Origin of the sequence: Massilia suwonensis (genome assembly GCF_042655665.1) — a bacterium.
GTDB lineage: Bacteria > Pseudomonadota > Gammaproteobacteria > Burkholderiales > Burkholderiaceae_D > Telluria > Telluria suwonensis.
In genome coordinates, this window is sequence record NZ_JBHSMR010000012.1 from 118853 (window position 1) to 140358 (window position 21506).

Consider the following 21506-nt stretch of genomic DNA (forward strand, 5'->3'; position numbering starts at 1 on the left):
CAGGCCGCCCGCCCAGGTCTTGCACAAGCCAACCGGAGGTCGATTACTCGTACGAGAAAATGGAGCCCAGCTTGTCATTGTGTTCCAGCGCCATGCCGGAACCGCGCACCACGCAGGTCAGCGGGTCTTCGGCCACCAGCACCGGCAGGCCGGTCTCTTCCATCAGCAGGCGGTCCAGGTCGCGCAGCAGCGCGCCGCCGCCGGTCAGCATCATGCCCTTCTCGGCGATGTCGGCGCCCAGTTCCGGCGGGGTCTGCTCGAGGGCGTTCTTGACGGCCGAGACGATGTTGTTGAGCGGGTCGGTCAGCGCTTCCAGGATCTCGTTCGACGAGATGGTGAACGCGCGCGGGATGCCTTCGGACAGGTTGCGGCCCTTGACTTCCATTTCCTTGACTTCCGAACCCGGGAAGGCCGAACCGATGGCCTTCTTGATCGCTTCGGCGGTCTGTTCGCCGATCAGCATGCCGTAGTTGCGGCGAATATAGTTGACGATGGCTTCGTCGAACTTGTCGCCGCCCACGCGCACCGAACCCTTGTAGACCATGCCGCCCAGCGAGATGATGCCCACTTCGGTGGTGCCGCCGCCGATGTCGACGACCATCGAGCCGGTCGCGTCCGAGACCGGCAGGCCGGCGCCGATCGCGGCCGCCATCGGCTCTTCGATCAGGTAGACCTGCGAGGCGCCGGCGCCCAGCGCCGATTCGCGGATCGCGCGGCGCTCGACCTGGGTCGAACCGCAAGGCACGCAGATGATGATGCGCGGCGACGGACGGAAGAACTTCGAATCGTGCACCATGCGGATGAACTGCTTGAGCATCTCTTCGGTGACGGTGAAGTCGGCGATGACGCCGTCCTTCATCGGACGGATCGCTTCGATATTGCCCGGCACCTTGCCCAGCATCTGCTTGGCTTTCTTGCCGACCGCCTGGATCGTCTTCTTGCCGTTCGGGCCGCCCTGCTGGCGGATCGCGACGACCGATGGCTCGTCCAGCACGATGCCCTGGCCGCGCACATAGATCAGCGTATTGGCGGTACCTAGGTCGATGGCCAGGTCGTTCGAGAAGTAACTGCGTAAAGAACCAAACATGTGTGTCCTGATGCGCGAGACCGCGCGTAAAAATTTAATCGGGAATCCTCGCCGCCCCAGCCTGCCTGCGCCCGGCGGTCTTTTGGTGCTGGTCTCGCGCTCGTTCGGCGCAGACCACGCATTAGCCCGCCATTCTACCTTATAATTTGCCGATTAAACGCTGAAAACAGGGGGTTTTCCCCTCCAGTTCTGAAGCGAGATCGACGGGATTAACAAGGTTTTATCGACCGTAGCAAGGCGTTCAACAGCGCGGCGCCCGATTCCGTTATCCGCCCAACCACATTTTGAACGCGGCCCGCGCCGCGCCTTTTTGCCATGTCCCTGACTCTTTCAGACGTAAAACGCATCGCCAACCTGGCGCAGCTCGAAATGGACGATGCCCACGCCGAGACCGCACTGGGCGAGTTGAACGGCATTTTCGCCCTGGCCGAACAAATGCAGGCGGTCGACACCAGCGGTGTTGCGCCGCTGTCGCATCCGCTGGCCGCCATCCTCGCGCTGCCGCTGCGCCTGCGCGAAGACGTGGTCACGGAAGAAAACCGCCGCGACGACTACCAGGCGCCTGCACCGAAAGCCCAGGACGGTTTGTACCTGGTGCCGAAGGTGATCGAGTAACCCTGCCCTCACGAACAGAGTACGCACCATGCATAACAAGACCATCAAAGAACTGTCCGCGCTGCTGCAGGCGAAACAGGTGTCGAGCACCGAGCTCACGCGCCACTTCCTCGACCGCATCGCGGCCAGCGGCCACAACGCCTTCCTGCACGTCGACCCGGCCCTGTCGCTGGCCCAGGCGGCCGCGGCCGACGCGCGCATCGCCGAAGGCAGCGCCGGTCCGCTGACCGGTGTGCCGATCGCCCATAAGGATATCTTCGTCACGCGCGACTGGCGCACGACTGCCGGTTCGAAGATGCTGGCCAACTACGTCAGCCCCTTCGATGCCACCGTCGTCGAGCGTTTCAACGCCGCCGGCATGGTCACGCTCGGCAAGGTGAACTGCGACGAATTCGCGATGGGTTCGGCCAACGAGAACTCGGCCTTCGGCCCGGTGAAGAACCCGTGGGATGCCCTGGCTGTGCCGGGCGGCTCCTCGGGCGGCTCGGCCGCCGCGATCGCCGCGCGCCTGGCGCCGGCCGCGACCGCCACCGACACCGGGGGCTCGATCCGCCAGCCGGCCGCCTTCTGCGGCGTCACCGGCATCAAGCCGACCTACGGCCGCGTCTCGCGCTTCGGCATGATCGCCTTCGCCTCCTCGCTCGACCAGGGCGGCCCGATGGCGCAGACGGCGGAAGATTGCGCCCTGCTGCTCAACGAAATGGTCGGCCACGACGGCCGCGATTCGACCAGCCTGACGCCGGAACAGGGCAACCTGCACGAGGACTTCACGCGCGACCTCGACAAGCCATTGACCGGCCTGCGCATCGGCGTGCCTTCCGAATACTTTGGCGAAGGCCTGGCCAGCGACGTGGAAAGCGCCGTGCGCGCCGCGCTCGAGCAGTTCGTGAAACTGGGCGCGACGCTGGTCGACATCTCGCTGCCGAAGACGGCGCTGTCGATCCCGACCTACTACATCATCGCCCCGGCGGAAGCCTCGTCGAACCTGTCGCGCTTCGACGGCGTGCGCTACGGCCACCGCGCCAGCGAGTACAAGGACCTGGCCGACATGTACAAGAAGACCCGCGCCGAAGGTTTTGGACGCGAAGTCCAGCGCCGCATCATGGTCGGCACCTATGTGCTCTGCCACGGCTACTACGATGCCTACTACGTGCAGGCGCAGAAGATCCGCCGCCTGATCGCCGACGACTTCCAGGCCGCCTTCGCCGACAAGTGCGACGTCATCATGGGCCCGGTCGCGCCGAGCGTCGCCTGGGACGCCGGTTCGAAGACCAACGACCCGGTCGCCAACTACCTGGCCGACATCTTCACGCTGTCGACCAGCCTGGCCGGCCTGCCCGGCATGTCGATCCCTTGCGGCTTCGGCGAAGGCGAGAAGAACGGCAAGCGTCCGGTCGGCCTGCAAATCATCGGCAACTACTTCAGCGAAGCGAAACTGCTGAACGTCGCGCACCAGTACCAGCTGGCGACCGACTGGCACCAACGTGCGCCTGAAGGCGTCTAACGTACATCGACACGTTCCGGTCGCTGTTGAACTTGTAGGGTGGGCACTCTGTGCCCACGCGGTACACCGGCTTCGCAGCCGCACTGTCACCGCGAGACACTAGCCACGCGAACCGAACAGAAAAAGAGAGAACACCATGCAATGGGAAGTCGTCATCGGTCTTGAGAACCACGTCCAGCTCACGACCAATTCGAAAATCTTCAGCGGCAGCTCGATCCAGTTCGGCGCCGAGCCGAACACGCAGGCCAGCCCCGTGGACCTGGCCCTGCCGGGCGTGCTGCCCGTGATGAACAAGGGCGCCGTCGAACGCGCCATCCGCTTCGGCCTGGCAGTGGGCGCGAAGATCGCGCCGCAGTCGGTCTTCGCCCGTAAAAACTACTTCTATCCGGACCTGCCGAAGGGCTACCAGATCAGCCAGTTCGAAGACCCCGTGGTCCAGGGCGGCACGATCACCTTCGGCTACGAGAAGGACGGCAAGCTGGAGACGAAGACCGTCAACCTGACCCGCGCCCACCTCGAAGAAGACGCCGGCAAGTCGCTGCACGAGGACTATGCCGGCATGACCGGCATCGACCTGAACCGCGCCGGCACGCCGCTGCTCGAGATCGTCTCGGAGCCGGAAATGCGCAGCGCCGCCGAAGCGGTGGCCTACGCAAAGGCCCTGCACTCGCTGGTGATGTGGCTCGGCGTCTGCGACGGCAACATGCAGGAAGGCTCCTTCCGCTGCGACGTCAACGTCTCGGTACGTCCGATGGGCCAGCAGGAATTCGGCACCCGCTGCGAGATCAAGAACCTGAACTCCTTCCGCTTCATGGAAGAGGCGATCCATTACGAAGTGCGGCGCCAGATCGAGCTGATCGAAGACGGCGGCAAGGTGCAGCAGGCGACGCGCCTGTGGGACCCGGACCGCAAGGAAACCCGCGCGATGCGCTCGAAAGAGGACGCACAGGATTACCGCTACTTCCCGGACCCCGACCTGCCGCCTTTGATGATCTCGGAAGACTGGATCGAGCGCGTGCGCGCCGACATGCCGGAACTGCCGGAAGCCATGCGCAAGCGTTTTACGGGCGACTACGGCCTGCCGGAATACGACAGCCTGATCCTCACCTCCTCGCAAGCGATGGCGACCTACTACGAAGCTGTGGTGGCCAAGGCTGGCAAGGAAAACGCGAAAGCCATCGCCAACTGGATGATGGGCGACGTCTCCTCGACCCTGAACCGCGAAGGCGTCGAGATCACCGAGTCCCCGGTCGAAGCCTCGCAGCTGGCGCTGCTCATCAAGCGCATCGCCGACGGCACGATCTCGAACAAGGCCGGCAAGGAAGTCTTCGCGGCGATGTGGGAAGCCAAGTCGCTCGATGAGAACCTGGCCGACATCGTGATCGAACAGAAGGGCCTGAAGCAGATCTCGGACACGGGCGCGCTGGAAGCGATCGTCGACGAAGTGCTGGCGGCGAATGCGAAATCGGTCGAGCAGTACCGCGCCGGCAAGGAAGCGGCGATCAACGCGCTGATCGGCCAGACCATGAAGGCCTCGAAGGGCAAGGCGAATCCGGCGCAGGTGACGGAACTGCTGAAGAAGAAGCTGGCGGGTTGAGACGGCCTGTAGCAATGAAACATAAAAAGCCGGAGCATGACTCCGGTTTTTTTTCACTTGCGTAGGGTGGGCACTCCGTGCCCACGCAGAATCGAAGAGTGGTGTGCAAAAATCGTCAACACAGCGCCCATGTCCGCGTGGGCACAGAGTGCCCACCCTACGAATCACACGCCGTAGCGCGTGCGGTAGGCCGCCACGGCTTCCTTGTGCTGTCCCAGTTCGGCACCGGCGCCCTCGCCCGACAGGTAGGTGAACAGGTCGTCCAGATTGGCGATCGAGATGACGGGAATGCCGAACTCCTGCGCCACCTGCTGCACCGCCGAACCGTCGGAGAGCGCGTCGTCCTTGCCCGAGCGTTCCATGCGGTCGAGCGCGATCAGCACGGCGGCAGGTTCGGCGCCGGCGGCGCGGATCATGGCGACCGATTCGCGCACCGAGGTGCCGGCCGAGATCACGTCGTCGACGATCACGACCTTGCCTTTCAAGCCGGCGCCGACGATGGTGCCGCCTTCGCCGTGGTCCTTGGCTTCCTTGCGGTTGTAGGCGTATTGCGTGTTGCGGCCCTTGGCAGCCAGCGCCACGGCGGTGGCGCTGGCCAGCGTGATGCCTTTATAGGCCGGGCCGAACAGCATGTCGAATTCGACGCCGGAGTCGAGCAGGGTCTGGGCATAGAACTGGGCGAGCTGGCCCAGCGTGGCGCCGTCGTGGAACAGGCCGGCGTTGAAGAAGTAGGGCGAGAGCCGCCCCGCCTTGGTCGTGAATTGACCGAATTTCAAGACTCCGGTCTCGACCGAAAACGCAATAAACTCCTGGCGCAGATTGTTCACACGGCTCTCCCTGTATTCGAAAGACCGTATTTTAATCTGCGCCGGAGTTTCAGTCCTCGGCCAGGCGCGCGATCTGCTCGGGCGTGATCGGCTTGACCAGGTGGCGCTCGAAGCCGGCGGCCTCGCTGCGCTCGCGGTCGCCGTCCTGGCCATAGCCCGTCAGCGCGATCAGGCGGCAGTGTTCAAAACCGGGCAGCGCGCGCAGGCGCGCCGCCAGTTCGTAGCCGTCGAGGACCGGCAGGCCGATGTCGAGCACCGCGATGTCCGGCCGCAGGCGCGGCGCCGCTTCCAATGCGCTGACCGGATCGTGGAAGACGCTGACCTCGTGCCCATGCACGGACAGCAGCATGCCCAGCGTCTCGGCCGCATCGGCGTTGTCGTCGACAACCATGAAGCGCCGGCCCGACGCCGCCGGCAGCGGCCCCGCGGCCGCCTCCGGCTCGCTGCCCGGCGCCAGCGCGTGCACCGGCAGGCGCACGATGAACTCGCTGCCCTGCCCCAGGCCGGCGCTGCGCGCCTCGACCGTCCCGCCGTGCAGCTCGACGATGTTCTTCACCAGCGCCAGGCCGATGCCCAGGCCGCCTTCGACACGGTCGACACTGCGTTTACCCTGGAAGAACAGGCCGAAGACTTGCGGCAGCACCTCGGGCGCGAGGCCGATGCCGTTGTCCTTGACCGCGATGCGCAGCCAGCCGGCGCCGTCGCGCCGGGCCGACAGGGTCACCGCGCCGCCGTTCTCGGTGTAGCGCGCGGCATTGGTCAGCAGGTTCGACACCACCTGCGCCAGGCGCATCGGATCGCCTTCCCAGTCCATGTCCGCTTCCACCTCGATGGCGAGATGGTGGCCGCGCTGCTCGAGCAGCGGGCTGGCCATCTCGACCGCCTTGGCCAGCGGGACCGCGAGGTCGCCGCGTTCGGACTTCAGTTCGATCTGGCCGCGGGTGGCGCGCGCCACGTCCATCAGGTCGTCCACCAGGCGCACCAGGTGCTCGACCTGGCGCTCGATGATCTCGCGCTCGCGCAGGGCGGCGCTTTCCTCGCGCATGCGCATCAGCTGCAGCGCGGTGACGATCGGCGACAGGGGATTGCGCAGCTCGTGGCCGAGCATGGCCAGGAATTCGTCCTTGGCGCGGCTGGCGGTGGTCAGCTCGTCGAGCAGGCGCTCGCGCTCGGCATGGGCGCGTTCCAGGCGGCTCAGCGCCTCGTCGCGCTGGTGGCGTTCGGTGGCGTCGCGCGTGAAGCAGCGCGTGTAGCGCAGGGTGCCGCCATCCATGCAGCCGTTCGAACTGATCAGGACGTGCTTAACCGAGCCGTCCTTGCAACGCAGGCGCGCCGGCTGGTCGATCAGGGTGCCGCCCGCGAGCAGCGTGGCGAGGATATGGTCGATGACGTCGGCGTCGAGGTGGAAGTCGGCGATATGGCGGCCGACGTATTCTTCCGCGCCGTAGCCGAGCATCTGCAGCTCGGCCCTGTTGGCCCACAGGATGGTGCCGTCCGCGCCGACCTTGTGCAGGCCCTCGGCGGCGTTCTCGACGAAGTCGTTCAGCTCCTCCTCGCGCCGCTGCAGGGCGCGCTCGGCTGCCTGGCGGCGCGCGACTTCTTCGTCGAGCGCGCGCGCCTTGCGTTCGAGCCTGACGAGTTCGAGCGGCTTGCCCATCACGTCGTACAGGGCATCGCCCGCGCCCTGGCTGCAGGCATGCTGGTGCGCGGCGCAGACCTCGTCGAAGCGCGCGGCGAATTCGGCGTTCGGAAAGGCCTGCCAGGGATAGGCGCAGAACAGGGAAAAATGCATCTCTTCGGCCAGTTCGTTCCACAACTGCTCGAGGCGGACCGCGGCGCTGTAGTTGCCGTCGGCGCACAGCAGGGCGACCATTTCGCCGAAGGCGTGCAAGGTGCCGGCATGCTTGCCCAGCTGCGCGCGTGCGGCGCGGATGATGGTCTTGAAGCGTTCGCTGTCCGGTTCGCCGTCCACCATCAGGCGCTCGAGCGTGTCGCGCGCGTCCAGGAAGGCCAGGCGCGTGCCGGCGGCGGCGCCGTGCTTCAGGCGTGCGCGCAGAGCTTGCGCGTGCTCGGGTGTCGCAATGACAAGACCGGCGCCGCCGATCGACAGGGCGGCGTCGACGAACCCGGCGACCTCGTCCATCAGGCGAGCGTTGTCGTCGTAGAAACGCACGATATGCGCGTTCTCTCCATGGTTCTCAAGCGGCACTGCGTCATCGTGAATGAGCACTGTCATCTTTCCCTTTCTGTTGCCGGCGTGAAATGAATGTGTCGCCGCAAGGGTCAAGTTTAACAGATGATGCCGACAGGAATGCGTGGGATGGGCTCATTGTCCCCGTCAAGCAACAGGCCGTTGCATCGCAGCAATGCCAAAAAAGCGCTACACTAATGCCGCGCCGCACTGTCGCGGCCTCAACCAGGACTGTCCGGTCCACTTCTCTCCGCTCTTATCCATGCCACGAATTATTTCCGCCAACCTGAACGGCATCCGTTCGGCGCACAAGAAAGGTTTTTTCAACTGGCTCGCGAACGCCGACGCCGACTTCATCTGCGTGCAGGAACTGAAGGCCCAGGAAGCCGACATGACCGAGGAATTCCTCCGTCCGCACGGCTACCACGGTCATTTCCACTACGCCGAAAAGAAGGGCTATTCGGGCACCGGCGTGTATAGCCGCCTGGCGCCGGACAACAGGCGCATCGGCTTCGGCTGCGAAGAATTCGATGCAGAAGGCCGCTACACGCGCTGCGACTTCGGCAACCTGATCGTGATCTCGGTGTACTGCCCCTCGGGTTCGTCCTCGCCCGAGCGCCAGCTGGCCAAGTTCCGCTTCATGGAAGTCTTCCTGCCGCACCTGCAGGAACTGAAGGCCGAGGGCCGCGAAGTCGTCATCTGCGGCGACTGGAACATCGCGCACAAGGAAATCGACCTGAAAAACTGGAAGAGCAACCAGAAGAACTCGGGCTTCCTGCCGGAAGAACGCGCCTGGATGACGCGCCTGTTCGACGAACTGGGCCTGGTCGACGTGCACCGCACCGTGGCGCCGGAAGCGGCCGACTACACCTGGTGGAGCAACCGCGGCCAGGCGTACGCGAAGAACGTGGGCTGGCGCATCGATTACCACGTGGCGACCCCGGGCATTGCGGCCAAGGCGCATGCCGTGTCGGTCTACAAGGACGAGCGGTTCTCGGACCACGCTCCCCTGATCATCGACTACCACCTGTAATCATTCAGGCCAGTCCAGCGTACGTTCGCTATGGAACGTACGCATCTCTCCGCTCAGGGGATCCTCGAAGCTGATCGAACGCGCCAGCAGCTGCAGCGGCGCGCTGAAATCATCGCCCTTGCAGGGCAGCGCCACCGGATAAAAAGCGTCGTTCAAAATCGGCGCGCCGAGCGACGACAAATGCAGGCGCAGCTGGTGCTTGCGGCCCGTGTGCGGGTGCAGGCGGTAGCGCACGACGTCGCCGCGGCGCTCCATTACCTCGATCAGCGTTTCCGAATTCGGCTCGCCCGGCACCTCTTCGCTCACAAAAAACTGCGCCGCATCCTGCATGCGGCTGCGGTAGGTGAAGGGGAATTCCCTCCCCTCGATCGGCCCCGCCAGCGCTTCGTACACTTTTTTCACCACCCGCTTCTGGAACATCGACTGGTACTTGCCGCGCGTGTCCGGGTTGTGCGAGAAGATCACCACACCGGCCGTTTCGCGGTCCAGGCGGTGGATCGGCACCAGGTGCGGCAGTTCCAGCTGGGCTTTCAGGCGCACCAGCAGGGTCTCGTGCAGGAAGCGCCCGGTCGGGATCATCGGCAGGAAATGCGGCTTGTCGACGATCAGCAGGTGCTGGTCCTGGAACAGGATGCGTTCCTTGAACGGGATCGGGGTTTCGGGCTCGTCGAGCTCGCGGTAATACCAGATGCGCATGCCCTGGCGGACATGGCTGTCCGCTTGCAGAGGCTTGCCCGTGGCGTCGACGACTTCGCCACGCTGCAGGCGCGCGGCCCAGGACTCGCGCGTGACGTCCGGGAAGCGCTCGGTGAGAAAACGCAGCATGCCGCCGGCCAGCGTTTCGGTCAGCCACAGGTAGCTGGGCGCGACGCCATTGCGGACCGGCAGCGGGACGTAGGAGTTGGCTTCCGCCTGACGACCCATCAGCGAATCGCGACGTTGGTGCGGTAAGGCGGCAGGCGGTTGACCGGCACGTTCTTGCTGCGCGCGTACAGCGGCAGCAGCACGTTCATGTGCTCTTCCATGTCGCGGATGCGGGTTTCACCGCCCGGGTGGGTGGACAGGAACTCGGGCGGCGCGCCCTTGTTCAGCATCGCCATCTTGCGCCACAGGGCGATCCCCGCGCGCGGGTCGTAGCCGGCGCGGGCCGCGATGTCCAGGCCCACGAGATCCGCCTCGCGCTCCTCGTCGCGCGAGAATTTCAGGACCACGCCCTGGCCGATCATGCCGGTCACGGTGTTCGTGATGTTCGGGTCGATCCCGAAGATGGCGGCGCCGAGCGCGCCGGCGCCGCGCGCGACCATCGAGGTGATGCCGGATTTCGCCGTGCGCTCGCGGCCGTGCTCGCGCAGCGCGTGGGCCACCTCGTGGCCGATGATGGCGGCCATTTCGTCGTCGGTCAGTTTCAGCTGGTTGACGATGCCGGTGAACACGCCGATGCGCCCGCCCGGCATGCAGAAGGCATTCACCTGGGGCGAATCGAACAGGTTGACTTCCCAGTTCCACTTTTTGGCGTTGGCATTCCAGCGCGGCGCATAGGGAATGATGCGCTGGGCGACGCCGCGCACCCGCTTGGTCTGCGGATCGGTGGCCGGTACCAGCGCGCCCTTTTGCTGCGCCTGCGAGAGCATCTCGCGGTACTGCTGGGCCGCCGCTTCGTTCATCTGCTCTTCAGGCACCAGCACGCGCACGCGCGAGAGCGGCTTGACGGCGATGCCGTCCTGGACGACCTGCTCTTTCTGGGCCTGGGCCGGGGTGACGCCGGCGAAGCTGGCCAGCAGCGCGGCGCACAGGGTAAGGTGTTTCAGTTTTTTCATGTCGGTAGCCGGTGTGCTGTTTTTGTCAACAGCATCGTCGCAGAAATGGGCGGATGGGATCGCACGATAAGGAGGCGTTTATACCCGCTTCGCCTTCTTACGCAGCCTGAACACCGCCAGGCTGCCGCGCAGGTTCGGCAGGAAACTCACCGGCTTGCCCTCGGCCAGCGCCACGTAGTCCAGCACCTCGAGGCCGCACTCTTCCGCCAGCTCCTTGAAGTCATAGATCGTTGCGCAGCGCACGTTCGGGGTGTCGTACCACTGGTAAGGCAGCGAACGCGAGACCGGCATCCGCCCCTTCAGCAGCGCGACGCGGTGCGGCCAGTAGGCGAAGTTCGGGAAGGAGACGATTGCCTCGTTCCCCACGCGCACGATGTCGCGCAGCAGGGCCTCGACGTGCTGCATCATCTGCAGCGAGGACAGGCACAGCACCGTGTCGAAGGAATTGTCGCCGAATAGTCCCAGGCCCTGTTCCATGTCGTGCTGGATCACGTTGATGCCGCGGCGAGTGCTCTCCAGCACCTTGTCGTCGGCGATCTCGATGCCGTAGCCGGTGCAGCGCTTGCCCTTTTCCAGGTAGCGCAGCATGGCGCCGTCGCCGCAGCCGACGTCCAGCACGTGGGCGCCGTCGCCGACCCAGTGCGCGATGAAGGCCAGGTCGGGCCGCAGCGTCGTCAAGTCTTCGAATTTCATGCGGCCTCCCCTGCCAGCTGCTCGGCAATGCGGTCGTAATAGGCCCGCACCACGCCCATGTAGCGCGCGTCTTCCAGCAGGAAGGCGTCGTGCCCGTGCGGCGCGTCGATCTCGGCATAGGTGACCTGGCGCCGGTTCGAGATCAGGGCTTCCACGATCTCGCGGCTGCGCTCCGGAGAAAAGCGCCAGTCGGTGGTGAAGGAGGCGATCAGGAACTGGGCGCGGGTCGACGCCAACGCGCGGGTCAGGTCGCCGCCGTGCTCGCGTGCCGGATCGAAGTAGTCGAGCGCTTTCGTAATCAGCAGGTAGGTGTTGGCGTCGAAGTATTCCGAGAACTTGTCGCCCTGGTAGCGCAGGTAGGATTCGATCTCGAAGTCGATGCCGAAGTCGAACTTGTAGTCGTTGGTTTCGGCGGCATTGCGCAGCTTGCGGCCGAATTTCTCTGCCATGTCGTCGTTCGACAAATACGTGATGTGGCCGACCATGCGCGCCACTTTCAGGCCGTTCTTCGGCACCACGCCGTGCTCGTAGAAGTCGCCGCCATGGTAATCCGGGTCGGTGAGGATCGCCTGGCGCGCGACGTCGTTGAAGGCGATGTTCTGGGCCGAGAGCTTCGGGGTCGAGGCGATCACGATGCAGTGGCGCAGGCGCTCGGGGAACATGATGGACCACGACAGGGCCTGCATGCCGCCCAGCGAGCCGCCCATCACGGCGGCGAACTGACTGATGCCGAGACGGTCCGCCAGGCGCGCCTGGGCCGCGACCCAGTCTTCGACGGTCAATAAAGGAAACGCCGCGCCATAAGGCTTGCCGGTGGCGGGGTTCGTGTGCATCGGGCCGGTCGAGCCGAAGCAGGAGCCGAGGTTGTTGACGCCGATGACGAAGAAGCGGTCGGTGTCGACGGGTTTACCCGGTCCGACCATGTTGTCCCACCAGCCCAGGTTTTTCGGCGCGTCGGCGTAGGTGCCGGCGACGTGGTGCGAGGCGTTCAGTGCGTGGCAGATCAGCACCGCATTCGATTTGTCGGCATTGAGCGTGCCGTAGGTTTCATACATCAGCGTGTAGCCGGCGAGCTGCGCGCCGCTTTGCAGCAGCAGGGGCTCGGCGAACTGCATCGCTGAAGGAGAAACGGTTCCAATGGATCCCATGAGACTTTCTTGATGATGTGTTTGGCGACGCTGTGTGTCGCCTTGGGTATGACGGTATTACGTGAGCTGGAGCTGTTCGACCGCGTCGAGGATCTCGCCCGGCTCCATCGAGCGCATGATGCGCCGCATTCGGGGAGCGATCTGCGCCAGGTCGGCGTTCAGGATTTCCTGTTTCACCGACAGCAGCTGGGCCGGGTGCATCGAGAACTCGCGCAGGCCCATGCCCAGCAGCAGGCGCGTCAGCTTGATGTCGCCCGCCATCTCGCCGCACACGGCGACGTCGATGCCGGCCTTCTGCCCCGCCGCGATCGTCATGCCGATCAGCTGCAGGACGGCCGGATGCAGCGGATCGTACAGGTGCGCCACTTCGTAGTCGACGCGGTCGATCGCCAGCGTGTACTGGATCAGGTCATTCGTGCCGATCGAGAGGAAGTTCATGCGCCGCACGAACATCGGCAGCGCCAGCGCGGCGGCCGGGATCTCGATCATGGCGCCCACTTCCACGGCTTCGTCGAACTTGACGTTCTGTTCGCGCAATTGAAGCTTGGCCTGCTCCAGGATGTTCAGGGTCTGGTCGATCTCGAAGGCGTGCGCCAGCATCGGGAACAGGATGCGCACCTTGCCGAAAGCGGAGGCGCGCAGGATCGCGCGCAGCTGGGTCAGGAACAGCTGCGGTTCGGCCAGGCAGTAGCGGATCGCGCGCAGGCCCAGTGCCGGATTCAGGGCCGTGTGCTCGGTCGGATCGAGCGGCTTGTCGGCGCCGACGTCGAGCGTGCGGATCGTCACCGGACGGCCCTTCATCGCCACCACGGCGCGCTTGTACTGTTCGAACTGTTCTTCCTCGTCCGGCACCTGCAGGCCGGGCGCGCCGCGGCCCATGAACAGGAATTCGGAGCGGAACAGGCCGATGCCGGTCGCGCCGGCATCCAGCGCATGCGGGCAGTCGTCGGGCAGCTCGATGTTCGCCATCAGCTTGATCGCGGTGCCGTCCTTGGTGACGGCCGGCGTCTTTTTCAGCTTCAGCAGGCGTTTTCTAGCCTTGGTCAGCGCCGCCTGGCGCGCGCGGTACTGTTCCAGCACCAGCGGGCTCGGATTGCAGATCACGACGCCGGCGTCGCCGTCGACGATGACCCAGTCGTCCTGCTCGATCAGGCGCGAGGCCTGGCTCATGCCCACTGCCGCCGGGATGTCGAGCGAGCGCGCCACGATCGCGGTGTGCGAGTTCTGGCCGCCGACGTCGGTGACGAAGCCGATGAAGGAGCGCGATTCGCCGGCGCGGTCGCGGAAGGCCAGCATGTCGGCCGGCGAGATGTCATGGGCGACCACCACCATCTGCGGCTGGTAGCCTTCGTCGCTGGCCAGCACCGGCGGCACGTTCAAGGCGGTGCCCAGCAGGACCTTTAACACGCGCTCGGCGACCTGCTGGATGTCGTGCTTGCGCTCGCGCAGGTAGGGGTCTTCGATCTCGTCGAACTGGGCCGAGAGCTCGTCGATTTGCGTGACCAGCGCCCATTCGGCGTTGTAGTGGCGCGTGCGGATGATGTCGAGCGGCGCCTCCGAGATCATCGGGTCGGACAGGATCAGCGCGTGGACGTCGATGAAGGCACCCAGTTCGGTCGGCGCATCCTTCGGCAGGTCGGTCCACAGTTCCTGCAGGTTGCGGTGCACTTCGGCGATCGCGTCCTGCAGGCGCTTCACCTCGGCTTCGACCTGCTCTTCCGGGACCAGGTAGTGCTTGACGTCGAGCGCGGCCGGCGTGAGCAGGTGCGCGCGCCCGATCGCGATCCCGCGCGAGACGGGAATGCCGTGGAGCGTGAAGGATGCCATCGAGGGTCCCGAACGGTAGCGGCCCGATTCCGGCATTATTCGCCTTCGCCGAACTTGTCGTTGACGAGGGCGGCCAGCGCCGTGATCGCGTCCTGTTCGTCGGCGCCGTCGGCTTCTAAGGTGACTTTCGCGCCCTTGCCGGCGGCCAGCATCATCACGCCCATGATCGACTTGGCGTTGATGCGGCGGCCATTGCGGGTGAGCCAGACTTCGCTTTTGTACTTCGCTGCCAGCTGGGTGAATTTAGCGGATGCGCGGGCGTGCAAGCCCAGTTTGTTGATAATTTCAAGTTCTTGTTGAATCATGTTTTCGTTTTCTTTTCAATCGTCAGAACTGCATCCGGGGTACTTCTTTTTGAATCCGATTAACCGACACGAATGCGGTTATCTACTCGCACCGCGCCATTCTGCGCGCCGGCCAGCGCCATCTCCACCACCACGTCGAGCGTGTCCCTGCGGTAGGTGATCGCGCGCAGCAGCATCGGCAGGCTGATGCCGGCGATGACTTCCACGCGGCCGTCCTCGGACAGTGAGCCGCAGCAATTCGAGGGCGTGCCGCCCTTCACGTCGGTGATCACGAGCACGCCGTCGCCCTCGTCCAGGCGGGCGATCGCCTCGCGCGCCCGGGCGTTGACGGCGTGCGTGTCCTCGTCGGCGGCGACGTCGATCGCCTCGAAGCGCTCGGTCGGGCCACGGAACACATGGGCCACCGCCGCGATGAATGCCTGGCCCAGCGGTGCGTGGGTCAGGAGCAAAATACCTACCATGTCATTTTCCTGTTGCCGACTCGACGGCGTCGATGAACATCGCTGCCACGTCGAAACCGGTCTGGTCGGTGATCTCCTGGAAGCAGGTCGGGCTGGTGACATTCACCTCGGTCAGGAAATCGCCGATCACGTCTAATCCTACCAGCAACAGCCCACGCTCGGCCAGCATCGGCCCGAGGGTCTCGGCGATCTCGCGGTCGCGCTCGGTGATCGGCTGGGCGACGCCGATGCCGCCGGCCGCCAGGTTGCCGCGCACCTCGGTGCCCTGCGGAATGCGCGCGAGCGCGAAGGGTACCGGTTTGCCGCCGATGACGAGGATGCGCTTGTCGCCCTTGACGATGTCGGGTATGTATTTTTGCACCATGATGGTGCGTTTTCCATTGTCGCTCAGAGTTTCGATGATGGCGCCCAGGTTCATCGCGTCTGCCTTGACGCGGAAGATGCCGGTGCCGCCCATGCCGTCGAGCGGCTTGAAGATCACGTTGCCATGCTGGGCGTGGAAAGCGCGCAGGCGTTTTTCCGAAGAGGTGACCAGGGTCGGCGAGGTGAACTGGCTGAACTGGCCGATGGCCAGCTTTTCGTTGTGGTCGCGGATCGCCGAGGGCTTGTTGAAGACGCGCGCACCCTGCTTCTCCGCCAGTTCCAGCAGATAGGTGCCGTAGACATATTCCATGTCGAAGGGCGGATCCTTGCGCTCGATGATGGCGTCGAAACTCGACAGGCGTACATCGTGGGCTTCGTCGGCGCGGTACCAAGGGTCCTGCTCGCCGGTCAGGTGGATGCGCCGCACCTCGGCACTGACCACGCCCTGCTCGAGCGCCATGTCGCGCTGCTCGAAGGCATAGATCTCGTGGCCGCGCCGCGCCGCCTCGCGCATCATCGCAAAGGTCGAGTCCTTGTAGATTTTAAAACCCGATAAGGGATCGGCGAGGAAGGCGATTTTCATGGAGGGTCCTGTCTGGATAATGCCCTCGATTTTAGCCGGAATCCCGAAGTCGCGCGGCCGGCGGGCCAGTCCGGATAATTCCACTCGGCACATAATGCCAGTGGGCAAATTGAGGCAGATCAGGAGCACGCCTGAGCGCGCGCAAACCCGCATGCGATTGCTTGCGCGACGATGGCTGCATGGATGCCCAACTCGACCACCAGAGGGAACAGGATCGCCTCGCCGGCGTGTACCGCGGCTGGCATGGCGGCGCCGCGCTGGCACGCTATGCCTGGCACCGGCCCGACGTCGTCATGCAGCACACGATGCGCATGCGGGCCGTGGCACGCATGCTGGCCGCCACCGTCGGCACCGACCTGGGCAAGATACGCGTCATTGACGTCGGCTGCGGCACCGGCGGCTTCCTGCGCCAGCTGATCGACTGGGGCGCCACGCCCGCCCACCTGCTGGGTACCGAACTGCAGCAGGACCGGCTCGACCTGGCCCGGCCGCGCACGGCGCCCGAGGTGCGCTGGCATTGCGGCCCGCTCACTGCCCTGCCCGCCGCCAGCGCCGACCTGGTCAGCGCGAATACCGTGATCTCCTCGGTGCTCGATCCGGAGCTGCGCCAGCGCCTGGCCGCCGACATGTGGCGCGTATTAAAACCCGGTGGCTGGTGCCTGGTGTTCGACTTCCGCTACAACAATCCGCGCAATCCGCACGTGCGCAAGCTGACGCGTGCCGAGCTGGACACTTACTGGCCGGGACATCGGCAGCAATACGAGACCTTGTTGCTCGCGCCGCCCGTCGGCCGCCCGCTGGCTGCCATGCCGGCGCTCGTGACGGAGGCGGTGGCGGCGCTGGTGCCGCCGCTGCGTTCGCATTTCATCTACATGGCGCAGAAGGAGCGCTGAGGACGTCGTAGGGTGGGCGCCCCGTGCCCACCGAAAACCTGCACCGCGTTTGCTCATCATTTTGGTGGGCACGGGGCGCCCACCCTACAATTAATACACCTCTGGATTCGGATCAGTCCGCTCCATCTCGAGCGAGGCCGCCAGCAAGCCCAGGCGCGCCACCACGCCATACACATAGAACCGGTTCGGCGCCGCCGTCCCCGGCTTCGCCTTCAAATCCGGCACCGCGTGCTGCTGCGCGAACGCAAGCGGCACGTACTGCGATCCCGGCGCGTTCAGGTTCTGGTCGATGCCCTTCTCGGCGTGCACGCGGTAGAAGCCGCCGACCACGTAGCGGTCGATCATGTACACGACCGGCTCGGCCACCGCGTCCTCGATCTTCTCGAAGGTCGGCACGCCTTCCTGCACGATCAGGTCGGTCACGGCGACGCCGTCCTTGATGACCGACATGCGCGCGCGCTGCTTGAGCGACAGGTCGCGCACTTCGCTCGCATCCTTGATGGTGATGACGCCCATGCCGTAGGTGCCGGCGTCGGGTTTGACGATCACGAAGGGTTTTTGCTCCTTCATGCCGTATTCCTTGTACTTCTTCTTGACCTTCGACAGCAGCGAAGACACGGCATCGGCCAGCGCCTCGGTGCCTTGGTCGTGCTCGAGGTCGACCTCGCCCACCTTCGCGTGCAGCGGGTTCACCAGCCAGGGATCGATGTCGATCAGCTTGCCGAATTTCTTCGCGACTTCGTCGAAAGCCTTCAGGTGGTTGCTCTTGCGGCGCAGCGCCCAGCCGGCGTGCACGGGCGGCAGCAGCGACTGCTCGTGGATGTTTTCCAGGATAGCCGGGATGCCGCTCGACAGGTCGTTGTTCAGCAGGATCGTGCACGGATCGAAGTCGGCCAACCCCAAGCGGCGCCCGTTCGGCGAACGCACCAGCGGTTCCACGACCAGCATGTTCCCGTCCGGCAGCGCCAGCGGGGTCGGCTGGGTGACGTCCGGCGACAGGGAACCCAGGCGCACGTGCAGGCCGGTCTGGCGGAAGATCTGCATCAATCTCGCCACGTTTTGCAGGTAGTGCGGGTTGCGCGTGTGGGTTTCCGGAATCAGGAGCAGGTTGCGCGCGTCCGGACAATACTTGTCGATCGCCGCCATCGCCGCCTGCACGGTGAGCGGCAGCATTTCGGTGGCGAGATTATTAAAACCGCCCGGGAACAGATTGGTGTCGACCGGCGCCAGCTTATAACCGGCATTGCGCAGGTCGACCGAGCAATAGAACGGCGGCGTATGCTCCTGCCACTCGAGACGGAACCAGCGCTCGATCGCCGGCGTGGCGTCGAGGATCTTTTTCTCTAAGTCGAGCAGCGGGCCGGTGAGGGCGGTGGCGAGGTGCGGAACCATGAAAGTGGGCGTCCTTATTGGCTTCTTGGCAATGAATGCCCTTATTTGGGGCAATATTCCCTATTTTAAAGGCATTGCTGCACCGCACCCTAAAACAAAAAAAGGCGCCCCGCAGGGCGCCCTTATGCTGACCGGGTCGCGGTATTACGAATGGTACGCCGATTCGCCGTGGCTGGTAATATCCAGACCCTCGCGTTCCTGCTCTTCCGGCACGCGCAGGCCAATGACGATGTCGACGATCTTGAAGGCGACGAAGGCGATTACAGCCGACCAGACGATGGTCACGCCGACCGCTTGCGCCTGCACCCAGACCTGGTGGCCAATCGAATAGTCAGGCGACGCCTTGTTAGTGACGTAATCCCAGACGCCCTGCCCGCCCAGCTGCGGCGATGCGAACACGCCGGTCAGCAGTGCGCCGACGATGCCGCCGACACCGTGCACGCCGAACACGTCGAGCGAATCGTCCACGCGCAGCATGCGCTTCAGGCCGTTCACGCCCCACAGGCAGACGAAGCCGCCGACGATACCGATCACCAGCGCGCCCATCGGGCCGACGAAGCCGCAAGCCGGGGTGATGGCCACCAGGCCGGAGACGGCGCCGGAAGCCGCACCCAGCATCGAAGGCTTGCCCTTGGTCAGCCATTCGCCCATGGTCCAGGCAACGGTGGCGGCGGCGGTGGCCAGCATGGTGTTGATGAAGGCGAGTGCTGCAACGTCGCCCGCTTCCAGTGCCGAGCCGGCATTGAAACCGAACCAGCCCACCCACAGCAGCGAGGCGCCGATCATGGTCATGGTCATCGAGTGCGGGGCCATCGATTCGCGGCCGTAACCGACGCGCTTGCCGATCACATAGGCGCCGACCAGGCCGGCGACTGCCGCATTGATGTGCACCACGGTGCCGCCCGCGAAGTCGAGCGCGCCCTTCTGCCACAGCCAGCCGGCGGCGTCGGTGACGGCGGCGAGCGTCGTGGCGTCCGTGATCGCGTCAGGACCGGCCCAGAACCAGACCATGTGCGCGATCGGCAGGTAGCCGAAGGTGAACCACAGCACGATGAACAGCATCACCGCCGAGAAGCGCGCGCGCTCGGCAAAGGCGCCGACGATCAGGCCGCAGGTGATGGCAGCAAAAGTGCCCTGGAAGGCGACGAAGATGAATTCTGGAATCATCGTCTCCTTGCTGAAGGTGCCGGCCATGCTGAACACGCCGGCCACGGGATCATAGATGCCGTTCAGGAAGGCGCGGTCGAAGCCGCCGATGAAGGGGCTGCCGCCGGTAAAGGCGAGCGAGTAGCCGTACAGGCACCACAGCACGACGATCAGCGAGAAGATCATGAAGACCTGCAGCAGCACCGACAGCATGTTCTTGGCGCGCACCAGGCCGCCGTAGAACAGGGCCAGGCCCGGGATCGACATCATGATCACGAGCAGCGTCGCGACGAACATCCAGGCGGTGTCGCCCTTGTTGATGCTCGGTGCCGCCATGGCCGGCAAGGCCACGCCCAGCGCGAGTGCACCGCCCAACAATTTGGTCATTAGTGATTTCATTGGAATCCCCTTACAGTGCTTCGTTGCCGGTCTCGCCGGTACGGATACGGATGACCTGGTTGAGGTCGGACACGAAAATCTTGCCGTCGCCGATCTTGCCGGTGCGCGCCGCGCCCTGGATGGCGTCGATGACCTGGTCGACGATGGCGTCGTCCACGGCCGCTTCGATCTTGATTTTCGGGAGGAAGTCGACCACGTACTCGGCTCCACGGTAGAGCTCGGTGTGGCCCTTCTGGCGGCCGAAGCCTTTTACTTCGGTCACCGTCATGCCCTGCACGTTAATTTCGGACAGCGCCTCGCGCACTTCGTCGAGCTTGAAGGGCTTGATAATGGCGGTAATCAGTTTCATCGGATTGCCTCTTTCAGAAAGTTTTTGTGACGGAGAGCACGGCGGCGGAGCGGCCCTGGTTGCGTCCGCCGGGGACGAGATAGGCTTCGGTATCGGCCTTGACCCAGGCCAGCGAGGCGCTGGCGAAGCCGAAGTCCTTCGTCAGGCCTACCTTGTAGTCGGTGTACGACAGGCCGCCGTTGTTCTTCACGCGCTGGCGGCCGACGTGCAGGTTCAGCACCAGGCCCTCGACGGCGCCGATCGGCAGGTTCGCGCCCAGGTCCAGGTAGCCGCTCTGCTTGCTGTCGGGCGTACCGAACAGGTTCGTGGTCGCGTGCGAATATTTCAGGTAGGCGGGGCCGACGCCGACCTGGCCGTAGAGTTCGAAAGTGTTGGCGTTCGGGTTCAGGCCGTTCGACGGATACCAGTAGTACAGGCCGCCGACGTCGTAGCTGATCGCGTCCGTGATCTGGCCGCGCTTGCCGGCATACAGGTCGACCTCGACATTGCCGTCGCCGCCCAGGTCCTTCGTCCACTTGATGGTCGACAGCCAGGTGCCCACATACAGGCCGCTCGGGGTGTGGGTGTAGTCGGCGCCGCCCTGCAGTGCCGGGTCGAAGCGGGTCTGCGACAGGCCGCGGTAGCGGTATTCGCTGGTCAGCGTCGCGTTATAGCTCACCTGGTGTTCCGGTGCAGGCGTTTCCTGCGCCTGTGCACTGCCCATCATTGCCAGCGCGAACGCTGCACTGCTTGCCAACTTGATCTTCATATGATTTCCCCTGTTTGGATGGACGGATGGTGGTGTCTCTGGTGGCCTGAGTTGCAGCTTTATTCATCCTGTAGCAGAATGCGTGCCAGCTCACGGGGGCATCTCATGTGCTTGATTTCTCGCTCACACGCCCCACTTTCGGTGGTAATCACCACAAATTCGTGCGCGGCCGACGCAAGACACGCCGCCACGCACTAAAACGAGGTCGCCGCGCACCAGCGTGGTGCGCCGCCTCGCTGACCAGGACAGATGGATATGAATAATTTCTTCAACGACTTGCAAGGCAAGATCAACCAGGCGATGGAAAGCTCGCCCGCCAAGGACATCGAGCGCAACGTCAAGGCGATGATGACCCAGGGCTTTTCCAAGCTCGACCTGGTGACCCGCGAGGAATTCGATATCCAGGCCCAGGTGCTGGCAAAGACGCGCGCGAAGCTCGAAGCGCTCGAGCTGCGCGTGGCCGAGCTGGAAGCGCGGCTGACGGAGACGGCTCCGAAGGTGTAATCCGCGCTCCGGCGCATGCTCCTC

Annotated in this window: 21 protein-coding genes; 6 read left to right on the forward strand and 15 right to left on the reverse strand. The window is 64.7% G+C overall.

Features of this window, described 5'->3' with window-relative positions:
* Window positions 1-43: 43 nt before the first annotated feature.
* Window positions 44-1087 carry a rod shape-determining protein gene (locus ACFPQ5_RS07750; protein WP_056338938.1) on the reverse strand — a complete coding sequence of 348 codons (1044 nt, stop codon included), beginning with the start codon at window positions 1085-1087 and terminating at the stop codon, window positions 44-46.
* A gap of 315 nt (window positions 1088-1402) precedes the next feature.
* Between ACFPQ5_RS07750 and gatC the strand changes: the two genes are divergently transcribed.
* From gatC to gatB, 3 genes are all read left to right on the forward strand, one after another.
* A complete protein-coding gene (gene gatC, locus ACFPQ5_RS07755) occupies window positions 1403-1702 on the forward strand; it encodes an Asp-tRNA(Asn)/Glu-tRNA(Gln) amidotransferase subunit GatC (RefSeq protein WP_136222270.1) in 300 nt (99 codons plus the stop codon).
* Window positions 1703-1730: 28 nt separating this feature from the next.
* Entirely contained in the window at window positions 1731-3206 is a 1476-nt protein-coding gene (gene gatA / locus ACFPQ5_RS07760; RefSeq protein WP_379753114.1) for an Asp-tRNA(Asn)/Glu-tRNA(Gln) amidotransferase subunit GatA, read from the forward strand.
* Between the two features lie 136 nt (window positions 3207-3342).
* Window positions 3343-4803, forward strand: coding sequence for an Asp-tRNA(Asn)/Glu-tRNA(Gln) amidotransferase subunit GatB (gatB, locus tag ACFPQ5_RS07765; protein WP_379753117.1), 1461 nt, complete (start codon window positions 3343-3345; stop codon window positions 4801-4803).
* Between the two features lie 164 nt (window positions 4804-4967).
* Here the strand turns inward: gatB and pyrE are convergent, their stop codons facing one another.
* Window positions 4968-5630: an orotate phosphoribosyltransferase gene (gene pyrE, locus ACFPQ5_RS07770; RefSeq protein ID WP_379753120.1), complete on the reverse strand. Its 663-nt coding sequence runs from the start codon at window positions 5628-5630 to the stop codon at window positions 4968-4970.
* Between the two features lie 49 nt (window positions 5631-5679).
* The gene (locus ACFPQ5_RS07775; RefSeq protein ID WP_379753123.1) at window positions 5680-7866 is read right to left on the reverse strand and encodes an ATP-binding protein; all 2187 of its coding nucleotides are present in this window, start codon (window positions 7864-7866) and stop codon (window positions 5680-5682) included.
* A gap of 217 nt (window positions 7867-8083) precedes the next feature.
* Between ACFPQ5_RS07775 and ACFPQ5_RS07780 the strand changes: the two genes are divergently transcribed.
* Complete coding sequence (locus ACFPQ5_RS07780) at window positions 8084-8854, forward strand: exodeoxyribonuclease III (RefSeq protein ID WP_379753126.1); 771 nt, start codon at window positions 8084-8086, stop codon at window positions 8852-8854.
* On the opposite strand, the gene ACFPQ5_RS07785 is transcribed toward ACFPQ5_RS07780, so the two are convergent.
* The 8 genes from ACFPQ5_RS07785 to gshB form a co-directional block, all read right to left on the reverse strand.
* Entirely contained in the window at window positions 8855-9778 is a 924-nt protein-coding gene (locus ACFPQ5_RS07785; protein ID WP_379753129.1) for a pseudouridine synthase, read from the reverse strand.
* Window positions 9778-10671: a M48 family metalloprotease gene (locus ACFPQ5_RS07790; protein WP_379753132.1), complete on the reverse strand. Its 894-nt coding sequence runs from the start codon at window positions 10669-10671 to the stop codon at window positions 9778-9780. Before ACFPQ5_RS07790 ends, ACFPQ5_RS07785 begins: the two co-directional genes overlap by 1 nt.
* Window positions 10672-10749: 78 nt before the next feature.
* The gene (gene metW, locus ACFPQ5_RS07795) at window positions 10750-11364 is read right to left on the reverse strand and encodes a methionine biosynthesis protein MetW (RefSeq protein ID WP_379753135.1); all 615 of its coding nucleotides are present in this window, start codon (window positions 11362-11364) and stop codon (window positions 10750-10752) included.
* The gene (metX, locus tag ACFPQ5_RS07800) at window positions 11361-12479 is read right to left on the reverse strand and encodes a homoserine O-succinyltransferase MetX (protein WP_379753200.1); all 1119 of its coding nucleotides are present in this window, start codon (window positions 12477-12479) and stop codon (window positions 11361-11363) included. The genes metW and metX overlap by 4 nt, the downstream gene beginning before the upstream one ends.
* 90 nt (window positions 12480-12569) lie before the next feature.
* Window positions 12570-14339, reverse strand: a complete 1770-nt coding sequence (ptsP, locus tag ACFPQ5_RS07805) for a phosphoenolpyruvate--protein phosphotransferase (RefSeq protein WP_379753203.1) — start codon at window positions 14337-14339, stop codon at window positions 12570-12572.
* Window positions 14340-14374: 35 nt separating this feature from the next.
* Window positions 14375-14644, reverse strand: a complete 270-nt coding sequence (locus ACFPQ5_RS07810) for an HPr family phosphocarrier protein (protein WP_136222294.1) — start codon at window positions 14642-14644, stop codon at window positions 14375-14377.
* Between the two features lie 59 nt (window positions 14645-14703).
* Entirely contained in the window at window positions 14704-15105 is a 402-nt protein-coding gene (locus tag ACFPQ5_RS07815; protein ID WP_379753138.1) for a PTS sugar transporter subunit IIA, read from the reverse strand.
* Window position 15106: 1 nt separating this feature from the next.
* Window positions 15107-16051: a glutathione synthase gene (gene gshB, locus ACFPQ5_RS07820; protein WP_379753141.1), complete on the reverse strand. Its 945-nt coding sequence runs from the start codon at window positions 16049-16051 to the stop codon at window positions 15107-15109.
* A 179-nt stretch (window positions 16052-16230) separates the two neighbouring features.
* Here gshB and ACFPQ5_RS07825 point away from each other — a divergent pair, with 179 nt between their 5' ends.
* The gene (locus tag ACFPQ5_RS07825) at window positions 16231-16944 is read left to right on the forward strand and encodes a class I SAM-dependent methyltransferase (RefSeq protein ID WP_379753144.1); all 714 of its coding nucleotides are present in this window, start codon (window positions 16231-16233) and stop codon (window positions 16942-16944) included.
* A gap of 90 nt (window positions 16945-17034) precedes the next feature.
* On the opposite strand, the gene gshA is transcribed toward ACFPQ5_RS07825, so the two are convergent.
* The 4 genes from gshA to ACFPQ5_RS07845 form a co-directional block, all read right to left on the reverse strand.
* Window positions 17035-18336 (reverse strand): glutamate--cysteine ligase, encoded by a 1302-nt coding sequence (gene gshA, locus ACFPQ5_RS07830; protein ID WP_379753147.1) that lies wholly within the window; start codon window positions 18334-18336, stop codon window positions 17035-17037.
* A 144-nt stretch (window positions 18337-18480) separates the two neighbouring features.
* Window positions 18481-19869: an ammonium transporter gene (gene amt / locus ACFPQ5_RS07835; protein WP_379753150.1), complete on the reverse strand. Its 1389-nt coding sequence runs from the start codon at window positions 19867-19869 to the stop codon at window positions 18481-18483.
* A gap of 22 nt (window positions 19870-19891) precedes the next feature.
* Window positions 19892-20230, reverse strand: coding sequence for a P-II family nitrogen regulator (gene glnK / locus ACFPQ5_RS07840; RefSeq protein ID WP_136222306.1), 339 nt, complete (start codon window positions 20228-20230; stop codon window positions 19892-19894).
* Window positions 20231-20243: 13 nt separating this feature from the next.
* Entirely contained in the window at window positions 20244-20978 is a 735-nt protein-coding gene (locus ACFPQ5_RS07845) for a TorF family putative porin (protein ID WP_379753153.1), read from the reverse strand.
* 249 nt (window positions 20979-21227) lie between these two features.
* Here ACFPQ5_RS07845 and ACFPQ5_RS07850 point away from each other — a divergent pair, with 249 nt between their 5' ends.
* A complete protein-coding gene (locus tag ACFPQ5_RS07850) occupies window positions 21228-21482 on the forward strand; it encodes an accessory factor UbiK family protein (protein WP_136222310.1) in 255 nt (84 codons plus the stop codon).
* Window positions 21483-21506: the final 24 nt, after the last annotated feature.

Bases quoted from the DNA above. Each gene is read 5' to 3' on its own strand.
- ACFPQ5_RS07750 (WP_056338938.1), bottom strand. From the start codon at position 1,087: ATGTTTGGTTCTTTACGCAGTTACTTCTCGAACGACCTGGCCATCGAC.
- gatC (WP_136222270.1), top strand. From the start codon at position 1,403: ATGTCCCTGACTCTTTCAGACGTAAAACGCATCGCCAACCTGGCGCAG.
- gatA (WP_379753114.1), top strand. From the start codon at position 1,731: ATGCATAACAAGACCATCAAAGAACTGTCCGCGCTGCTGCAGGCGAAA.
- gatB (WP_379753117.1), top strand. From the start codon at position 3,343: ATGCAATGGGAAGTCGTCATCGGTCTTGAGAACCACGTCCAGCTCACG.
- ACFPQ5_RS07775 (WP_379753123.1), bottom strand. From the start codon at position 7,866: ATGACAGTGCTCATTCACGATGACGCAGTGCCGCTTGAGAACCATGGA.
- ACFPQ5_RS07780 (WP_379753126.1), top strand. From the start codon at position 8,084: ATGCCACGAATTATTTCCGCCAACCTGAACGGCATCCGTTCGGCGCAC.
- ACFPQ5_RS07785 (WP_379753129.1), bottom strand. From the start codon at position 9,778: ATGGGTCGTCAGGCGGAAGCCAACTCCTACGTCCCGCTGCCGGTCCGC.
- ACFPQ5_RS07790 (WP_379753132.1), bottom strand. From the start codon at position 10,671: ATGAAAAAACTGAAACACCTTACCCTGTGCGCCGCGCTGCTGGCCAGC.
- metW (WP_379753135.1), bottom strand. From the start codon at position 11,364: ATGAAATTCGAAGACTTGACGACGCTGCGGCCCGACCTGGCCTTCATC.
- metX (WP_379753200.1), bottom strand. From the start codon at position 12,479: ATGCAGTTCGCCGAGCCCCTGCTGCTGCAAAGCGGCGCGCAGCTCGCC.
- ptsP (WP_379753203.1), bottom strand. From the start codon at position 14,339: ATGGCATCCTTCACGCTCCACGGCATTCCCGTCTCGCGCGGGATCGCG.
- ACFPQ5_RS07810 (WP_136222294.1), bottom strand. From the start codon at position 14,644: ATGATTCAACAAGAACTTGAAATTATCAACAAACTGGGCTTGCACGCC.
- ACFPQ5_RS07815 (WP_379753138.1), bottom strand. From the start codon at position 15,105: ATGGTAGGTATTTTGCTCCTGACCCACGCACCGCTGGGCCAGGCATTC.
- gshB (WP_379753141.1), bottom strand. From the start codon at position 16,051: ATGAAAATCGCCTTCCTCGCCGATCCCTTATCGGGTTTTAAAATCTAC.
- ACFPQ5_RS07825 (WP_379753144.1), top strand. From the start codon at position 16,231: ATGGATGCCCAACTCGACCACCAGAGGGAACAGGATCGCCTCGCCGGC.
- gshA (WP_379753147.1), bottom strand. From the start codon at position 18,336: ATGGTTCCGCACCTCGCCACCGCCCTCACCGGCCCGCTGCTCGACTTA.
- amt (WP_379753150.1), bottom strand. From the start codon at position 19,869: ATGACCAAATTGTTGGGCGGTGCACTCGCGCTGGGCGTGGCCTTGCCG.
- glnK (WP_136222306.1), bottom strand. From the start codon at position 20,230: ATGAAACTGATTACCGCCATTATCAAGCCCTTCAAGCTCGACGAAGTG.
- ACFPQ5_RS07845 (WP_379753153.1), bottom strand. From the start codon at position 20,978: ATGAAGATCAAGTTGGCAAGCAGTGCAGCGTTCGCGCTGGCAATGATG.
- ACFPQ5_RS07850 (WP_136222310.1), top strand. From the start codon at position 21,228: ATGGATATGAATAATTTCTTCAACGACTTGCAAGGCAAGATCAACCAG.